The sequence below is a fragment of the Coprococcus ammoniilyticus genome (genome assembly GCF_025567345.1).
GTDB classification, from domain to species: Bacteria; Bacillota; Clostridia; order Lachnospirales; family Lachnospiraceae; genus Coprococcus; species Coprococcus ammoniilyticus.
Genome location: NZ_JAOQJS010000003.1, coordinates 18,897 through 36,423, shown reverse-complemented (window position 1 = coordinate 36,423; position 17,527 = coordinate 18,897). Strand labels below are relative to the sequence as shown.

The 17,527-nt window shown below is 42.5% G+C and carries 8 protein-coding genes; 7 read left to right on the top strand and 1 reads right to left on the bottom strand.

Going from position 1 to position 17,527, the window contains the following annotated elements:
• The first annotated feature begins 62 nt into the window (after window positions 1-62).
• Window positions 63-743, top strand: coding sequence for an acyltransferase (locus OCV60_RS04830; RefSeq protein ID WP_117823571.1), 681 nt, complete (start codon window positions 63-65; stop codon window positions 741-743).
• A 792-nt stretch (window positions 744-1,535) separates the two neighbouring features.
• Here OCV60_RS04830 and OCV60_RS04825 read toward each other — a convergent pair.
• Complete coding sequence (locus tag OCV60_RS04825) at window positions 1,536-1,991, bottom strand: hypothetical protein (RefSeq protein ID WP_021944031.1); 456 nt, start codon at window positions 1,989-1,991, stop codon at window positions 1,536-1,538.
• A gap of 164 nt (window positions 1,992-2,155) precedes the next feature.
• Between OCV60_RS04825 and OCV60_RS04820 the strand changes: the two genes are divergently transcribed.
• The 6 genes from OCV60_RS04820 (at window position 2,156) to OCV60_RS04795 (ending at window position 17,469) form a co-directional block, all read left to right on the top strand.
• On the top strand, window positions 2,156-5,548 hold the full coding sequence (locus OCV60_RS04820) for a PD-(D/E)XK nuclease family protein (protein ID WP_262529572.1): 3,393 nt from the start codon (window positions 2,156-2,158) through the stop codon (window positions 5,546-5,548).
• A 5-nt stretch (window positions 5,549-5,553) separates the two neighbouring features.
• Window positions 5,554-9,258, top strand: a complete 3,705-nt coding sequence (gene addA, locus OCV60_RS04815; RefSeq protein WP_262529571.1) for a helicase-exonuclease AddAB subunit AddA — start codon at window positions 5,554-5,556, stop codon at window positions 9,256-9,258.
• A gap of 206 nt (window positions 9,259-9,464) precedes the next feature.
• Window positions 9,465-10,187 (top strand): ABC transporter ATP-binding protein, encoded by a 723-nt coding sequence (locus OCV60_RS04810; protein ID WP_262529569.1) that lies wholly within the window; start codon window positions 9,465-9,467, stop codon window positions 10,185-10,187.
• Between the two features lie 7 nt (window positions 10,188-10,194).
• Window positions 10,195-11,859: an ABC transporter permease gene (locus tag OCV60_RS04805; protein ID WP_262529568.1), complete on the top strand. Its 1,665-nt coding sequence runs from the start codon at window positions 10,195-10,197 to the stop codon at window positions 11,857-11,859.
• Window positions 11,860-11,870: 11 nt separating this feature from the next.
• Entirely contained in the window at window positions 11,871-13,250 is a 1,380-nt protein-coding gene (locus tag OCV60_RS04800) for an aminopeptidase (RefSeq protein ID WP_262529567.1), read from the top strand.
• A gap of 61 nt (window positions 13,251-13,311) precedes the next feature.
• Window positions 13,312-17,469, top strand: a complete 4,158-nt coding sequence (locus OCV60_RS04795) for a hybrid sensor histidine kinase/response regulator (RefSeq protein WP_262529565.1) — start codon at window positions 13,312-13,314, stop codon at window positions 17,467-17,469.
• Window positions 17,470-17,527 lie beyond the last annotated feature (58 nt).

The window sequence follows — 17,527 nt, the reverse complement described above, 5'->3', positions numbered from 1 at the left end:
CCTTTGCGGATAAAGGATTATTTTCTATATAAATTCGGAGAAAGATAGTGAGGTATAAGAAAATGAATAATGAAACAGTAAAACAGGTAACGATCAAAGAATTATATGATCTGACAGAAACAGCAGCAAAGCCATTGCTTGAAAGCGTTACATATCCGTGGGAAGCGCTTCCGAAGATCAAGGACTTTATCATTGAACTTGGAAACAGCTTAGATCCGGAAGAGTATGAGAAACGTGGTGAAAATATCTGGATTCATAAATCAGCAACTGTATTTGATTCTGCTTATATTGCAGGCCCATGTATTATTGGAAAAGATACAGAGGTCAGACAGTGTGCATTTATTCGTGGAAGTGCTTTAGTGGGAGATAACTGCGTTGTTGGTAACTCCACAGAGTTAAAGAATGTCATTATCTTTAATAATGTGCAGGTTCCACATTATAACTATGTAGGTGATTCGATCCTTGGCTTCCATTCTCATATGGGAGCAGGTAGCATTACCTCTAATGTCAAGTCAGACAAAACACTGGTGCATGTCAAAGGTGCGGACTTCGATATTGCAACTGGTATGAAGAAATTTGGTGCAATGCTTGGTGACTATGTAGAGGTTGGTTGTAACAGCGTTTTAAATCCGGGAACCGTGATCGGCTCACATTCAAACATCTACCCATTGTCCCGTGTCAGAGGCTATGTGCCATCAAACAGCATCTACAAAGACCAGAACGACATCGTAACCAAGCATTAGACGCTAGCCTTTACGTTGAGGCACAAGGACGAAGGCAGGCAGGTTGTTATATCTTTATTCCGCAAAACGCTTTCGCTCTATCCTCAACGCAGCGGTACCTAAGGCTCCCTGCATTCGCAGTTCGCCAAGTACCGGCGTGAGGAGAGGTTTGCTTCATAAAATATAACACCTACCATCCTTCTGTATTGTGTAAGCATACAAAGAAATATTTGGCTATGCGATTTATGATTGAAAGGCAGCGCAGACAAGGCTGGGAAGAATACTGGCTCAGCGCACAAAAATCTGACGTACAGAAATGTTACATAACACATCTTGGTATAGAAACACAAATCACCTGAGTAGAATGTCCTTATGTAGCAGACCTGTCCAGATGTTAGTACTTTAAGTTAAAATGGAAGATAGCATTACTATTATGACGTAAGCATTATCCGAGGCCGGTACTTAAGTTGCGTTTTTTGCAACTTTATGTACCGCTGCACGAGGATACGAGCGGAAGCGTCTTACGGAATAATATGTAATGTATCTTTCATTTTAATTCAAGGACTTATGAGAGCGTTCTGCTACATAAGGAGCATACTACTTAGGTGGTTGTACCGTATCAATAGCCAAGGCTGGAAACGGTGTTATGTCAATAAACAGATATATGCCGGATAACTGATATTGTGTAGCAAACCTGTCCGAGCGTCGGTACTTAGGCTGCGTTTTTTGCAGCCTTATGTACCGCTACGTCGAGGATAGAGTGGGAACGTTTTGCGTAACAATAGGCAGTTGACCGGCATATATCGTTCGATTTCATTGAACCACAGCCTTGGCAAGCGCCTCTTTGATGGCGTTGATCAGCAGCATCGAGGTATACTTGGTATCGCCGGAAACAGTGAGGTCGTCAATCGATGACACATACTGCAGGTCAGTGTTGATCGCCTCTAAAGAAGACGACAGGAGCGGATACATGGTGGTGACACTTTCGTCCAGATTGGAGAGCGCAACATCCTGGATAGAATGATCATCAACCGTAACCATAACAGACAGAGTAGATTCGCCGAGCGTGATAGTTGAATCATATGTACCGGGGTTATAAGAAGGCTCCGTTGTTTCAGAAGCGGTATTCGAAGAAGCAGTTTCTGAAACGGTGGCAGGTTTTTTGAACATGATCGTCAGTATGATGATAAACAGGGCGACAAGTCCGAGAAAAATAACCGTGTATATGATTTCTTTAGATTTTAAAACGATAAGCTTTGTGGATGCCATATAAATATTCCCCTCATTTATTATTACTATATTGTATTCACAGAGAAAATAAAATATAACCAAAGAACAGATGGTTAGTAAAACAATATTGAAGTAAATATGGCTTAGCAAAGAGAAAGCCAGAAAAAGAGTATTGCTTGACAGATGAGTGAAAGGAGACCGTTATGTCAGTTCGATTCTTACTTGGAGCATCCGGCTCAGGAAAATCCAGACAGATTTACAATGAAATCATTCAGGCATCGATAAAAGAACCGGAGCGGAATTTTTATCTGATCGTGCCGGAACAGTATACGATGGAAGCACAGAGAGAACTGGTTACCATGCATCCGGCCGGAGGCATGATGAATATTGATGCGATCGGCATGAACCGGCTGGCATATCGTGTATTTGATGAACTGGGGATCAGCACCGGGCAGGTGCTGGAAGACTTTGGAAAAAGTATGCTGATCAAGAAGATCTTATGTGAACAGCAGGACACCTTACAAGTATATGGAAGCTATTACGACAAGCTTGGATTTGTGGATGAGATGAAATCCATGATGTCGGAGATCTTCCAGTATAATATCAAGCAGGATACGATCGATGAGATCATGGAGCAGATTCCGGAGGACAGCGTTGTTGCAGGTAAAATGCAGGATATCAGACACATTTACGAAGAATTTGAAGCATTTGCAGGTGAACGCTATATTGTGGCAGAACAGTTGGTGGAACTGTTGACCAGACATGTTGGCCAGTCTAAACTTGTGTGTGGCAGTTCGCTGTATTTTGATGGGTTTACCGGATTTACGCCGGTACAGCTTGAACTTGTTGAGAAGTTGATGACCTGTGCGAATGATCTGACCTTTTCCTTTACATTAGATGACAGAGATCAGAAATATGAGCATATAAAAGACTACGAATTATTCTATCTGACAAAGACTACGATAAAGAAATTAACAGAAGCGGCAGCAGCCGCTGGTGTGGAGATTGAGTCTCCGGTCGTTCTGCCTGGAACAATCAACTATCGTCTGGGGGAGAACCGGGAACTGTTTTTTCTGGAGCGGAATTTGTTCCGTAGTCCGTATCAGAAATGGAAGCAGCCATTGGAGCGGATCCATCTGACGGCGACAGGAGATGCGCAGGACGAGATCGTATTTGTCGCATCTACGATAAGGAGGCTCGTACGGGAGAAAGGATACCGTTATAAGGATATCGCGATCGTAGCGGGAGATCTGGAACAGGCATCCCACATCTATGAACGGGTGATGGATGAATATGAGATCCCTGTATTTATCGATGCAAATGCCTGCCTGAAAGCAAATCCATGTGCGGAAACGATCCGAAGTGTACTGGCGGTTCTGGCAGATGATTTCTCCTATGACAGTGTGTTCCGGTTCTTAAAAGCGGGTATGACAGATCTGGTCTTTGAGGATATAGAGCTTCTGGAAAATTATGCATTAAAGCGTGGTGTCCGTGGCTACAGCAGATGGAACCGGGCAGTATCTGAAAACTATGAGAAGACCTCTCCGGTAAATGTAGAAGAGATCCGTCAGGCATTTATGAAGATGTTTGGGGATATCCGTAAGGTCTTTGCAGATAAAAAGGCAGTCACAAAAGATTATGTGGAAGCCCTTTATGACTTTCTGCTTCAGATCCATATGTATGAGAAGTTAGAAGCCAGAAAGAATGAATTATATGAAGAAAACCGGATCAATGAAGGAGATGCGTATGGTCAGATCTTTGAGAAAACGGTTCGGTTATTTGATAAGATCGCGGAACTCTTAGGCGATACGAAGATGAGCGTGAAAGAGTTCTATGAGATCGTGGATACCGGACTTTCAGATATTGAAGTCGGTGTTGTACCGCCTACGGTTGACCGGGTGTTGATCGGAGATATCACAAGGTCAAGATTAAATCACATAAAGGTGTTATTCTTTACATCGGTCAATGATGGAATCGTGCCAAAAGCACCGAAAAAGGGAAGAATTCTAAGTGACAGAGACCGGGATATTTTGTCAGACTGCGGCCTGGAGCTTGCTCCATCCGACAAACAGAACAGCTATATCGAGCAGTTTTATATCTATACGATATTGACGAAACCATCCGATCATCTGTATATATCGTATCATAAATTAAGCGCATCACTTGAAAGTATGCGTCCGTCTTATCTGCTTGGAAGGATCAGCAGTATTTTTCCATCCCTTCAGGCAGAGGAGTATGATGCTGCTTCCTGTATGCCGGATACCGTCAACCGTTCATTAAGACGGATACTCCGGACAGAGGAAGATGATAGCGAAGATGCAGAGAGCCGGATTCTGACAAGAATTTTGACGGAAAAAGGATTTGCCAGAGAATTGACAGCCATTTATAAAGGCAGAACATACAGGAACGTGGCAGAACAGCTTCCACCGGAGACGATCGCCCTGTTATATGGCAGATATCTGCATGCATCAGTATCGAAGCTTGAATTATATGCCAGATGCGGATTTGCATATTTCTTAAAATATGGTCTGCGTTTAAAAGAGCGGGAAATGTATCAGGTCGATGTCAGAAATGTCGGAGTTATCCTTCACAGTGTAATGGAAGGACTGTTTAAGCAGGTAAGAGACACCAGAAATAATGACTGGGAGAATTTTCCGGAAGATGAGAGAATGCTGATGGTCACGGAGCTTGTAAATCGTGCAGCAGAGGAATCGGCAGGAGATTTCTTTGAAGATAATGCAAGAAATGCCTACATGCTTCAGATGATCGAACGTATGGCACAGACATCCGCTGGTATGTTACAGAAGCATATAAGACTTGGCAGCATGAAGCCTGGAATGCTGGAAAAGACCTTTGATTCCGCAAAGGATGAAGTCGGTTCTTATCTGTTTGAGCTTCCAAATCAGATACAGATGAGTATCAATGGTAAGATCGACCGTGTAGATGTGGAAGAAGAGGATGGAACGGTTTATATCAAGGTGATCGACTACAAATCATCCACCAGAAAACTCAGTCTGGAGGAAGTCCTGAATGGAGAACAGCTTCAGCTTGTGACCTATTCTGCGATCGCATATGAGATTGAAAAAATGATCTATCCTGATAAGAATATTCAGATCGCCGGTTTATTATATTACAGCTTTGATGATCCGGTGATCGAGATTGAATCTTCGGAGATTGATACCGATACAGAGCAGCCGGAATTCTCGGATCAGGAGAAATTAGACGCTGAGAGAATGGAGAAAATGAAGCTGCAGGGATTTGTCAATGAATCACCTGCCGTGATACAGAAGATGGATCATACCTGCAATCAGTCACTTCCGGTAAAACTTGATAAAAATGGTGACATCAAGAAAAGTGAGAATGTGGTATCGACAGACCAGATCCGGACGATCATGGAATTGACAAGAGAGAATATAGAAGAACTTGGAAGTCAGATCGCAGAGGGAAAGATCGCGATCGAGCCATATAAGAATAAGAGCAATACAGGCTGTGATTATTGTGAGTTTAAGAATATCTGTCATTTTGATGTCAAGAATGGTAGAAATCAATATCGCAGACCGGATAACGAGAAGCTTAAGCGGTACAGGGAGGAGTAGCAGAGATGGGTATTTCATGGACAGATGAACAGAAATCAGTCATTAATTCCAGACATGGTAATCTTCTGGTATCTGCTGCGGCAGGCTCCGGTAAGACGGCTGTCCTTGTAGAACGGATTCTTGAGATGGTCATGGGAGTTGATGCGGATGGCAATAAGGCAGAGGAGAAAATCGATATTGATGAGGTTCTGGTTGTAACATTTACCAGAGCTGCGGCAGCCCAGATGAAAGAGAAGATTGCGGATAAGCTTGAGCAGGCAGCCGAAGATCATCCGGAGGATGAGCATATCGTTAAGCAGTTATCCCTGCTGCCACGGGCAGATATTATGACGATCGACAGTTTCTGCCTTGGAATCGTAAAAGATTATTTTCAGATGATCGGGATCGATTCCTCTTTTGATATAGCAGATAATGCAGAGATGGATCTGATCAAGAATGATATATTGGATGAAGTATTAGAACAGAAATATCAGGAAGCATCCGATGAATTTATCGGACTGGTAGACAGCTTTGCGAGAAAAGAATCGGATGAGAAGATCCGGGAGCTGGTCTATCAGATCTACCGGGTTGCTTCCGGTTATCCGAAGCCGGAACGCTGGATAAATGAAGCAGAAGCGGCACTTGAAGTATCAATGAAGGAAGAACTGTATACCTTAAAATGGTATCGGGATTATATGCAGATCGTAGCAGACACGCTTGATTCAGCGATCGGTCAGGCAGAACAGTGCTTAGAGATCGCAGGCGAAGCAGATGGCCCTGCAGGTTATGATCCTATTATACGTTCAGATCTGGAATTACTGCGGAATCTGAGACAGGCCGAGGATATGGATGAGGCATATAAAAGGGTTTCCAAATTTTCCAATCTGAAGCGTATCGCAGCCTGTGATCCGGAGAAACAGCAGTATGTAAAGACGACTATGCAGACCTATCGTGGAAGTGTAAAGGACATGATGGCATTGTTTCGTCCGACAGATGTCATACTTGCAGAATGTGCGATGATGAAGGAACCATTGTTAGCGTTATTATCCCTGACACGTTCCTATATGGACCGGTTAAAGGAAGAGAAGCTCGACAGGAATCTGTATGAATTCCGGGACATTTCAGAATTTGCCTATGACATCCTGTGTGCAGGAACGGATGAGAATGGCTGTGTGATTCCATCGGAAGCAGGAAAGACGGTTGCCAGACGGTATCGTGAGATCCTGATCGATGAATATCAGGACAGCAACTTTTTACAGGAAGATATCTTAAATTGTGTGACAGGTCATGGAGAAGATCGGAAGAATATGTTTATGGTGGGGGATATCAAGCAGAGTATCTACCGTTTTCGTATGGCAAGACCGGATCTGTTCCTGAATAAATATAATACATATTCTGACCGGGAAGATGCAGAAGATCAGAAGATCCTGCTTTCGAATAATTTCCGAAGTGCAGGAAAGGTGATTGATACGATCAACCAGATCTTTGAACCGTTGATGTCAGAGAATCTGGGCGGGATCGATTATGATGAATCGGCAAAGCTGCATATCGGAAGACAGGACAAGAATAATATGGGGTATGGATCCGAGATCCTGATCGTAAGGAATGATTGCGCAGATCCGGAGAAATCTCAGCCGGAAGAGATACGGTCGTTAACAAATGTGGATATAGAGGCACGGATGATCGCAGATGAGATCTATGAGTTAGTGAAGGGTGATAAACCACTTTATATTCCGGATGGAGATAACGGAGAGACCAGAAGGGTTTCTTACCGGGATATTGCGGTATTGATGCGAAGTGTGAAGAAGAATGCGAAAGCCTTTGAGGAAGCATTTGCGGAGCGTGGGATTCCATTATTTGTAGAGAGCGAGAGTGGATATTTTGATGCGATCGAGATCAGTACCCTGCTTGATATGCTGGCGGTGATCGATAATTCCCATCAGGATTATGCACTTGCAGCAGTCCTTCGTTCACCGCTTGCAGGTGTAAAGGAACAGGAGCTTGCAGAGATTGTAGGTATCTATGACCGGGACTTCAAGGATCATGAGAAGAATCTGGTGCGGACGGCGAGTTTTTATCAGAAGGTCTGTTATTATGCAGAAAAGCCGGACTCAGGAGCTTCAGAGGAGCTTCGACAGTTTCTTCGTATGCTGGATAGCTGGAAGGCAGATAAAAACTATATGAGTATCAGTGAACTGCTTCATTCGATATTGGAGCAGACCGGATATTATTGGTTTGTTGGCGCGATGCAGTCGGGAAAACGAAGACAGGCAAATATCGATATGCTGATTCAGAAAGCGGATACCTATGAGGACAGCAGTTTTCGTGGACTGTTTAATTTCCTGCGTTACATGGACCGGCTGAAGACGAATGATCTGGATTTTGCAGAAGCGTCGGTGCTTGGAGATGATGACGATTCTGTTGTGATGATGACGATGCATAAGAGCAAGGGACTGGAATTTCCGGTTGTATTTGTCAGTGGACTGGCAAATCGTTTTTCGAATCTGGATGCCTTATCTCCGGTGACGGTAAATGCAGACAGCTATCTGGCAGGTTATGCGATTGACCGGAAGAACCGTGCGAAGAAGAAAACATTTGCAAGAGCGGCCATGCTCAATGTCATGAATGCAGAGAAGCTGGCGGAGGAGATCCGTATCTTATATGTTGCCCTGTCAAGAGCAAAAGAGAAGTTATATATGACAGCGGCGGTAAAAGACCCCGGAGCGGAAAAGGCAGTCTTTGATTATCCGCTGCAGACTGATTTTTTTATTGAAGCGTCCGGACAGATGCGGATGGAGCTTCCATATATCACCAGAATGGAAGCCGGCTGTTTTATGGACTGGATCTTATCGGCGTTATCTATGCATATCGTATCAGAAGATACTGTATGCAGAAAGGATACTTATGCAACCTGGGTACTTGCAAAGACCGGCTATCAGAATCAGATACTTGCCGGGACAAATATAGATATGTCAGAAAAAAAAGCTGTACAGACAGAGGATGAACTGCAGTTATATGAAAAGTATAAGGAACTTTTAGATTATACCTACCCATATAAAACAGAGCAGGCAGTAAAAAATAAGATGTCCGTTACAGAGATCAAACGACTTGCACACCGCGGAGAGGAGAATCCGGGATCTGACCTGTATCAGCCGCCTGTGACAGAAGCAGAGATTACAATACCGGTGCTTCATTCCCGCATGAAGGAGGAGCCTGTAAAAGGAAATGAGATGGGTACTGTGATCCATAAGATCATGGAGCTTATTGATTTTACAAGAAACAGCATGGATGAGATTAGAGAGCAGATCCGGTCATTTTTTGATCATGGATATCTGGAAGAACGGTACAGAGAGCATGTTCGTGCAGATAAGATTTATAACATGGTCAACAGCCCACTCGGAATCCGTATGGCAGAAGCACAGAAGAACCATACCTTATACCGGGAGCAGCAGTTTTATATCGGCATGAAGCCGGAAGATATATCACCGGAGTATAAAGACAGCAAGGATATGGTCGTAGTTCAGGGAGTGATCGATGCCTATTTTCTGGAAGGAGATCAGGTGGTTTTAATGGACTACAAGACAGACCGGGTGGATCAGATATCGGATCTGGTCAGCCGTTATCATGTACAGCTTGATATGTATGCAAAGACGATACATCAGCTTACCGGAAGAATGGTAACAGAGAAGATCATCTATGCCTTTCATTTTGATGACAGTATCAACTTATAAACAGTAAAATGTCCGCGGACAATCATATAAAGAAGATGGCAGCCTGTTACTATGCAGAGTATTTTCAGGCTGCCTTTGGTATATTTATATTGTAAAGAGATTAGGGGCTTGGTATAATTAAAACCAAATGGAAAGAAGTATTTTGATAAATGACAGACCAGATAGAAACGATGGTGTGACAGATAAGAACCGGGAGAAGATAAAGAATGATAATAGCCAATAACTTAAAGAAAATTTACGGTAAAGATTTTGTGTCCGTAAACAATTTAAGCTTTCATATTAAGAAAGGTGAGATCGTCGGATTCGTAGGGCAGAATGGTGCGGGGAAGACAACAACGATCAAGATGCTGACCGGTATTTTAAAACCGACAGAGGGCAGCGTTCAGATCAATGGTCATGATATCCGGAAAGAGCCGCTTGAGGCAAAACGGTCGATTGGATATATTGCAGATAATCCTGATATCTTTTTACGGTTAACAGGACTGGAATATGTAAATTTCATTGCAGATATTTATGGTGTATCAGAGACTGACCGTAAGAAGCGGTTAGAGGAAATGGCTGGGCGTTTTGGTATGGAAGACAGCTTAAATAAACAAATGGTCAGCTATTCGCATGGTATGCGCCAGAAAATGATGGTAATAGGCGCATTAGTACATAAACCACCGGTCTGGATCTTAGATGAACCGATGACCGGATTGGATCCGAATGCGGCATATGAATTAAAGAAGATGATGCGGGAGCATGCGGATGAAGGTAACTGCGTATTTTTCTCAACGCATGTTCTGGAAGTTGCAGAGAAATTGTGTGATAATATCATCATGATCAAGAAAGGTCATGATATCTATCAGGGAACGCTGGATGAACTGGTTGTCGCACATAAGAATAAGTCACTGGAAGATATATTTATAGAAATGACACATGAGGAATAGAGTGCTTATGAAGAATTTTTTGTATTTGACCAGAGTAATGGCAAAGGATACAGAGATGACGATGCCGGACACCGGAGAAAAAGCGAAGGCATATAAGACACTTGGTTCACTTGCCATGTTCTGTATCATGGTTCCCTGTTGTCTGGTCGTTGGATTTATTGTATATATTATGACAGAAGCACTGATAGAAGCAGGAGGAATGACGGAAGGCGTAGAACTGATCATACAGTTGATGTCCGTATTTGGCATGATCTTTTCGGTGATGGTACTGTTTAATGTACTGTTTTTTTCATCGGATCTGGATCATCTGCTTCCGCTTCCGGTAAAGCCGGGTGAGATTGTAGCAGCCAAATTTGTAAATGCATATATTGCAGAGAGTGTTATGGAGTGTATGGTTTTATTCAGCGGCTTTGTAGGTTACTTCATAGCTGCCGGATTTAAGCCGGTATCTGCACTGACGGCATTAGTCGGAGTAGCGATGCTTCCGATCCTTCCACTTGTATATTGCGGAATTTTTGCCTTACTTTGTATGGCGTTTTTAAGCCGGATAAAACTGTTTCGGAATGTGGATGCCATGACAGGACTGGTAACCGTTATTTTCCTCGGACTCTTTTTATTATCGTTTATTCAGATGGACAGCATCAATATTAACAATTATATTGATGGTCTGATGAATCATAACAATATGTTTACAGCAATCATGGGAAAGATATTCTTTACGGTTCCTGTATTCTTAAAAGCACTTGAAACGAACAACATTGCATATTTCCTGCTGTTCATCCTGTTAAATGCGGTTATGGCAGGTCTGTTGTTTTTCCTTGGAAGCAAACTGTATCTGCGTGGCGTATATCTGGTTTCATCTGTCGGAAAAGCAGAGAAGAAAGAAGATGTGGTTTCTGATGCAGCTTATGCGAAAAAAAGTATTCGCAAAGCATATTTTCTGAAGGAATGTAAGATACTATACCGGACACCGGCATATCGCAAATATTGTGTAATGGTAAATATTATATGGCCGGTTCTTGCGGTGGCATTGTTTGTTCTGCCTGCGACGAAGAACTTTATGACTTCATTTGAGAAGCTGCTTTCCAAAGGTTTTGTAGCATCCGATCTGATCGTATTATTGCTGGTACTGATCATTTCCTTCTTTGCAACAGCAATGAACAGTATTGCATCGACCTCGTTTACAAGAGAGGGAGATCATTTCAGTTTTATCAAATATGCACCGGTCAGCTATCGGACGCAGATCGGGATCAAGGCAGGTGTCAGTCTGGTATACAGCGGCATCACAGTTGCAGTAACGATCATTGTGTTGTGCATCTGTATGCATATCAATGTGCCTTCGGTCATTTACTTTATTGTGATCGGGTTCTTATCGGTTGTATGCTGCACCTATATCGGACTCTGGCTGGATGCAACACATCCGAAGCTGAACTGGGAAGATGAATACGGAGCGCTCAGGGGCAATCTGAATGCATTCTTTAATATGGCGATTGCTATTCTGGTATCCATGATCCTTTGTGGAGTCGGTTTTTGTTTATTTAAGTTTACAAAGATGGATTCTTTTATGATCTTTGCAATCTATCTGGTAATTCTCGGACTTGTGACATACAGGATCCGCAGAAGTGCCATTATATATATAAAAAAGAGTATAAGCAATGACTTATATGTTTAGGAGGCATAAAAATGAAAGATAAAAATGCATGGAACAGTTATGACAAGGAAGAACTTGCAAAGCTGGAAAAATTATGTAAATCCTACCGTGAATTCCTGGATACAGGAAAGACGGAGCGGGAATGTGTAAAAGAGATCGTAAAACAGGTAAAGAAAGCCGGATATGAAGATATTCAGGATGTGATCAAAGAAGGAAAGAAGCTGACAAAAGGTTCAAAGGTATATGCGGTATGGATGAATAAGACCGTAGCGCTGTTCAATATCGGTAAGAAGGATATCGAAAAGGGTATGAACATTCTTGGCGCACATATCGATTCCCCACGTATGGATATCAAACAGATTCCATTATACGAGAAAGAGGGATTTGCTTATCTGGATACGCATTATTATGGAGGAATCAAGAAGTATCAGTGGGTAACCTTACCACTTGCTATTCATGGTGTAGTTGCTAAGACAGACGGAGAAGTTGTAGAAGTAAACATTGGGGAAGACAAGAATGATCCGGTATTTTGTGTTACCGATCTGCTGATCCATCTTGCCGGTGCTCAGATGGAAAAAAAGGCAAATAAAGTTATCGAGGGAGAAGAACTGGATATTTTATTTGCGAGCAAGCCATTAAAGGGAAAAGAGAAAGAAGCCGTAAAGGAACAGGTGCTTGCACTTCTGAAGAAGAAATATAGAATAAAGGAAGAAGATTTCATTTCAGCAGAGCTTGAGATCGTTCCGGCAGGAAAGGCAAGAAACTGCGGAATTGATGAGAGTATGATCATGGCATACGGACAGGATGACAGGGTATGTGCATATACATCTATGGTTGCGATGCTGGAGGCAGAAGATGTAGAAAAGACGACCTGTTGTCTGTTGACAGATAAAGAGGAGATCGGAAGCGTGGGTGCAACCGGAATGCAGTCTCATTTCTTTGAGAATACAGTTGCTGAGATCATGAATGCGATGGGTTGTTATAATGAACTGGCCCTCAGAAGATGTCTGGCATCCTCCAGAATGTTATCCTCTGACGTATCTGCAGGTTATGATCCAACCTTTGCAAGTGCATTTGACAAGAAGAATGCGGCTATCTTTGGTGAAGGTATGGTATTTAACAAGTTTACAGGAGCAAGAGGCAAATCCGGTTCCAATGATGCAAATGCAGAGTATCTTGCAGCTATTCGTAAGGTAATGGATGATGCCGGAGTATACTATCAGACTGCAGAGCTTGGTAAAGTAGATGTTGGCGGTGGCGGTACGATCGCTTATATTTTATCATTATATGGAATGGAAGTTGTGGACTGTGGTGTGGCCGTATTAAACATGCATGCTCCATGGGAGATCACTTCCAAAGCAGATATTTATGAAACTAAAAAAGGATATGTAGCATTTTTATTAGGTGCATAAGAAAACTATGAAGCAGTTACATTCAAAAATCAGAATGATCATATTAATAGCAGTAGCCGTGATGATACTTTTTTCACCACGGCTTGCTGTGTTTGCACAGGAGAATTTTACATCAGATTACAGTCAGACCAAGTACACAGAAGATGACGGTTTTGAAAGTGGGGAAGCAAACTGCATCAGCCAGTCTGCCAGTGGATACATATGGGTCGGCACGGACAGCGGACTGTACCGTTATGATGGAAGTCAGTTTCGGAAATTTTCACTGGGAGAAGACAGCGACAGCAGTTCCTATATGATCAACAGTATTCTTGCGGCATCGAATGGGGATCTGTATGTAGGAACGGAAAACTATGGCTTATTTATTTACAAAGACGGATGCTTTAATCGTATATCGAATTCAACAGAGGATGAGATTACGACCGTCCGTGGACTGTATGAAGATGAAGAAGGAAAAATATGGCTTGCTACTTCATCCGGTATTTATTATTACGAATCCGGTGAAATGACGCTGGTTGCGGATGATGATGTTGTTGCACCGGATGTAACAGCGATCAGTGGATATCGTTCTTATGTATATGCGATCGTGAATAACGATACGATCGTAAATATCAAGGATGATCAGATCGTAAGCAAGATCAGTAAGATGGAATACACAGAAGAAGATCTGAACAGCCTTTTTGTAGATGAGAATGGGGAACGGTATATTGGTACGGTAGGTCATACAATTATACATCTTACGACGAACAAAGATTTTGAATTATTATCAACAGCGGCACTGAGTGGTATCAATAAGATCCAGCGGATTGATAATAAATTGTGGGTTCTTGCGGATGATGGTGTTGGTTATATCAACAAAAATAAAAAAATGAAGTATGTTACCGGTCTGGAATTTAATGAGTCGATGAGTGACATAATCCAGGATTTTGAAGGGAACTACTGGATGACCTCATATCGAAAAGGACTGATGCTGTTATCCAGAAGCAAATTCCAGAATGGAAGCATGAAATATGGTCTGGATGAGACAATCGTCAACTGCATTACGGAGTATTGCGGAAAGTTATATATCGGTACAGATGATGGCCTGCGGATCATAAATGCAGACGGAACTCTTGACCGTGACTCTGATCTTGTCACAATGTTAAATGGAAAAAGTATCCGTGATTTCTGTGTGGATTCAAAGAATAATCTGTGGATCTGTTCCTACCGAATTTATGGTGTTATCAAGGTGAACAGTAAGGGTAAATACAAATTCTATAATAAGAGTGGCGCGTTGTTGACCAGTAATGCTGTCAACTGTATCATTGAATTAAAGGATGGTAGTATGGCGATCGGAACCGAGAGCGGTATTTCCATATTGAAGGATGAACAGGTAACAGTCAGCTACGGCCGATTTTCCGGTATGGAAAATGCAGATATCATATCCCTGTATCAGGCGGAGGATGGAACCTTATATGCAGGGTCCAATGGTTCCGGTCTTTATACGATAGACATGGAATCTAATCTGAAAAAGATATCTATGTCAGAGGGACTGAATTCGAATGTTGTTTCTTCCATTGTTGGTGGAAGCAATGGTATCTGGATCGGAACAGATAATGGACTTTATTATCAGGAGGGCGTGATCCGTCAGATCAGTGCAGTTGATCCATCGAATTCTGTGGCAAATCTGATACTGGATCAGGCAGGAGACCTCTGGATCTTCGGTTCCCGTGGCATCCAGAAATATTACGAAGGAGATCTGTTGAGCTCGGCAGATCCGAAATGCGAGATATATACGAAAAATGATGGACTGATCTCTGATATTACGGATAATTCAACGAATTATATCAGTGAAGATGGAGTCGTCTATGTTTGTTGTGATACCGGCTTCAGTATGCTGGATCAGAATCAGGTATTTACAAATGAAGTTCCACCGAAGGTACGGATAGCTTCTGTTACGATAGATGATAAAGAGTATGCGTTCTCGGATCTGGATGGTAAGATGACCGTTCCGGGTGATACGAACCGAATCGTGATCAAGTTCTCTGTTCTGAGTTATGTAAATCGTGGGGATATTCAGGTAAAATATTATCTTGATGGATTTGACGATAAAGATCGTGTTGTTTCGGGTACGGATAATCTGGAAGCAGAGTATACAAATCTGGAGGGCGGAAATTATACATTTGTGCTTTCGGCAGAGAATTCTGATGGTGTTGCCTGTGAAGAACCGCTGTCTTTTGTTATTGTAAAACAGTTGAAATTCTGGGAGACTCCATTTTCCAGAGTTCTGATTGTGGTATTGATCATAGCAATCTGCGTGGCAGTGATATTTGTAGCCCGGTATGTGATGCATCTGCTTGGCAAAAAGACGGAGCAGGTAGAAGAACTCAGCAAGAAAAATGAACAGGCAGAGCGTTCTAACCGTGCAAAGAACGATTATGTGAACTATCTGAATCATGAGATCCGTGTACCGTTAAATTCGATCCTTGCGATCAGCGAGATGCTTTTGCGGAATGATGAGGCAAAAACGGAAGAAGAGGTAAAACAGTTATCCACGGTATATGGTTCCAGCTACGAGATCCTTGGTATAATTGATGGAATTTCCAGATTATCGAATTTACAGGATGGAACACTGGAATTGCAGGAGAAGGAATATGCGGTTTCAGATATGATCGAGGAGCTTGCGGTTCAGTTTAAGGAAATGATCAACCGGGATCTGGTTGCCTTAAAGGTAAGCATTGAGGATGATATACCAAATGGTCTGATCGGCGATCGTGATAAGGTGAAGGAGATCCTGATGAATCTGTATCAGAGGGCGGCAAAGACAACCAAAGAAGGTTCGATCAGCATTGAAGTGGATTGGAGAAAGATCGCTCCGGAAGAGTGCGACAGACCGGACAGCATTTATCTGGATATCGTGATATCAGATACCGGAACCGGAGTAAAGGAAGAACGTCTGGACAGTTTCTTTGATCTGGACGATTCTTATGACAGAACTGATATCGGTAATTTTGATATCAGTATCGGACTGGCAATCGCAAGACAGTTGATCGAGAGTATGGGTGGAACCCCGGAGGTTGACAGTACCTATGGAGCAGGAACCACGATACGCTTTTCCATTATACAGCAGGTATTTGATTACAGCTATGTTAATTATAATGTAAGCAAACGACGGGAGCAGGCATTCCGTAATTCGAATTCAAGAATTTGGCTTCCGGATGTCAGGATCCTTCTTGTGGACGATTCTGATGTCAGTATACAGATCCAGAAGGTTATATTTGATTCCTATGAGCTGATCTGTGATACTGCTTCATCCGGATTCGAAGCGATTGACAAGGTTATGGTAACTCCATATGATATGATCTTCATTGATACAGTCATGCCGGTTATGGATGGTGCAGATACCGTCCGTGAGATCCGGAGCCTGGATGGAGAAGAATACAAACGGGTTCCGATCATTGCGCTTTCAGAAAACAATATAGACAGCAGCAGAGATGAGATCATAAAGCAGGGCTTCAGTGACGTACTTGTAAAACCATTGGAAATGGATGGAATCGAAGGGATTTTCCGTCTGTTCCTTCCGGAGGACAAGATCAAGGAAAAGACAAGCAATATCAGACAGTATATCAGCGAATCCAGATTTAAGGATGATGTTTATATTCTGGAGAACAGTATTGTAGTTGAAAATGCATTGAAGATGATCGGAGGCAATTTTGATACCTTTAACCGTTTTATTGCGGCATTCAAGGAAGACTATGAGCCGGATGTAGATCGTCTGGAAGAATATATTGATGATGATGTCAGACGGTATCGGAATATCATTCATGATATCAAGAGCAGCAGTGGAAATATCGGCGCATACAGCATCGAACGGAAAGCAGCAAATCTGGAGTCGGCGATCAATATAGGAAATATGCAGTATGCAAAGGAAAATACGCATGAATTTGTATCCATGCTGAAGCGTATGTTTAAGGATATCGGACTATATCTGGCGAAGATCAATCCGGTTGAACAGCAGGAAAAGACAGTCAGGGATGCAGTGGATCGTGGACAGCTCAAAGATATGCGTACATTTTTACGGGATGCCGATGTTGGAGCTGTAAAAGAAATACTGGCAGAAATCGACCGATACGAGTATAATGATGCTGATATTGAGTTCTTAAATGCACTGAAGATGACGGTGGATGCCATGGATTATGAAGGGGCAAGTGAGATTATCGATCAGTATCTGAACAGTAAGTAAAATACCATTGTGCCATGCATGGAGCCATGTATGACACAGGGATATGACACATAAAAAG

Bases quoted from the DNA above. Each gene is read 5' to 3' on its own strand.
- OCV60_RS04800 (WP_262529567.1), top strand. From the start codon at position 11,871: ATGAAAGATAAAAATGCATGGAACAGTTATGACAAGGAAGAACTTGCA.
- OCV60_RS04830 (WP_117823571.1), top strand. From the start codon at position 63: ATGAATAATGAAACAGTAAAACAGGTAACGATCAAAGAATTATATGAT.
- OCV60_RS04825 (WP_021944031.1), bottom strand. From the start codon at position 1,991: ATGGCATCCACAAAGCTTATCGTTTTAAAATCTAAAGAAATCATATAC.
- OCV60_RS04805 (WP_262529568.1), top strand. From the start codon at position 10,195: ATGAAGAATTTTTTGTATTTGACCAGAGTAATGGCAAAGGATACAGAG.
- OCV60_RS04795 (WP_262529565.1), top strand. From the start codon at position 13,312: ATGATACTTTTTTCACCACGGCTTGCTGTGTTTGCACAGGAGAATTTT.
- OCV60_RS04810 (WP_262529569.1), top strand. From the start codon at position 9,465: ATGATAATAGCCAATAACTTAAAGAAAATTTACGGTAAAGATTTTGTG.
- OCV60_RS04820 (WP_262529572.1), top strand. From the start codon at position 2,156: ATGTCAGTTCGATTCTTACTTGGAGCATCCGGCTCAGGAAAATCCAGA.
- addA (WP_262529571.1), top strand. From the start codon at position 5,554: ATGGGTATTTCATGGACAGATGAACAGAAATCAGTCATTAATTCCAGA.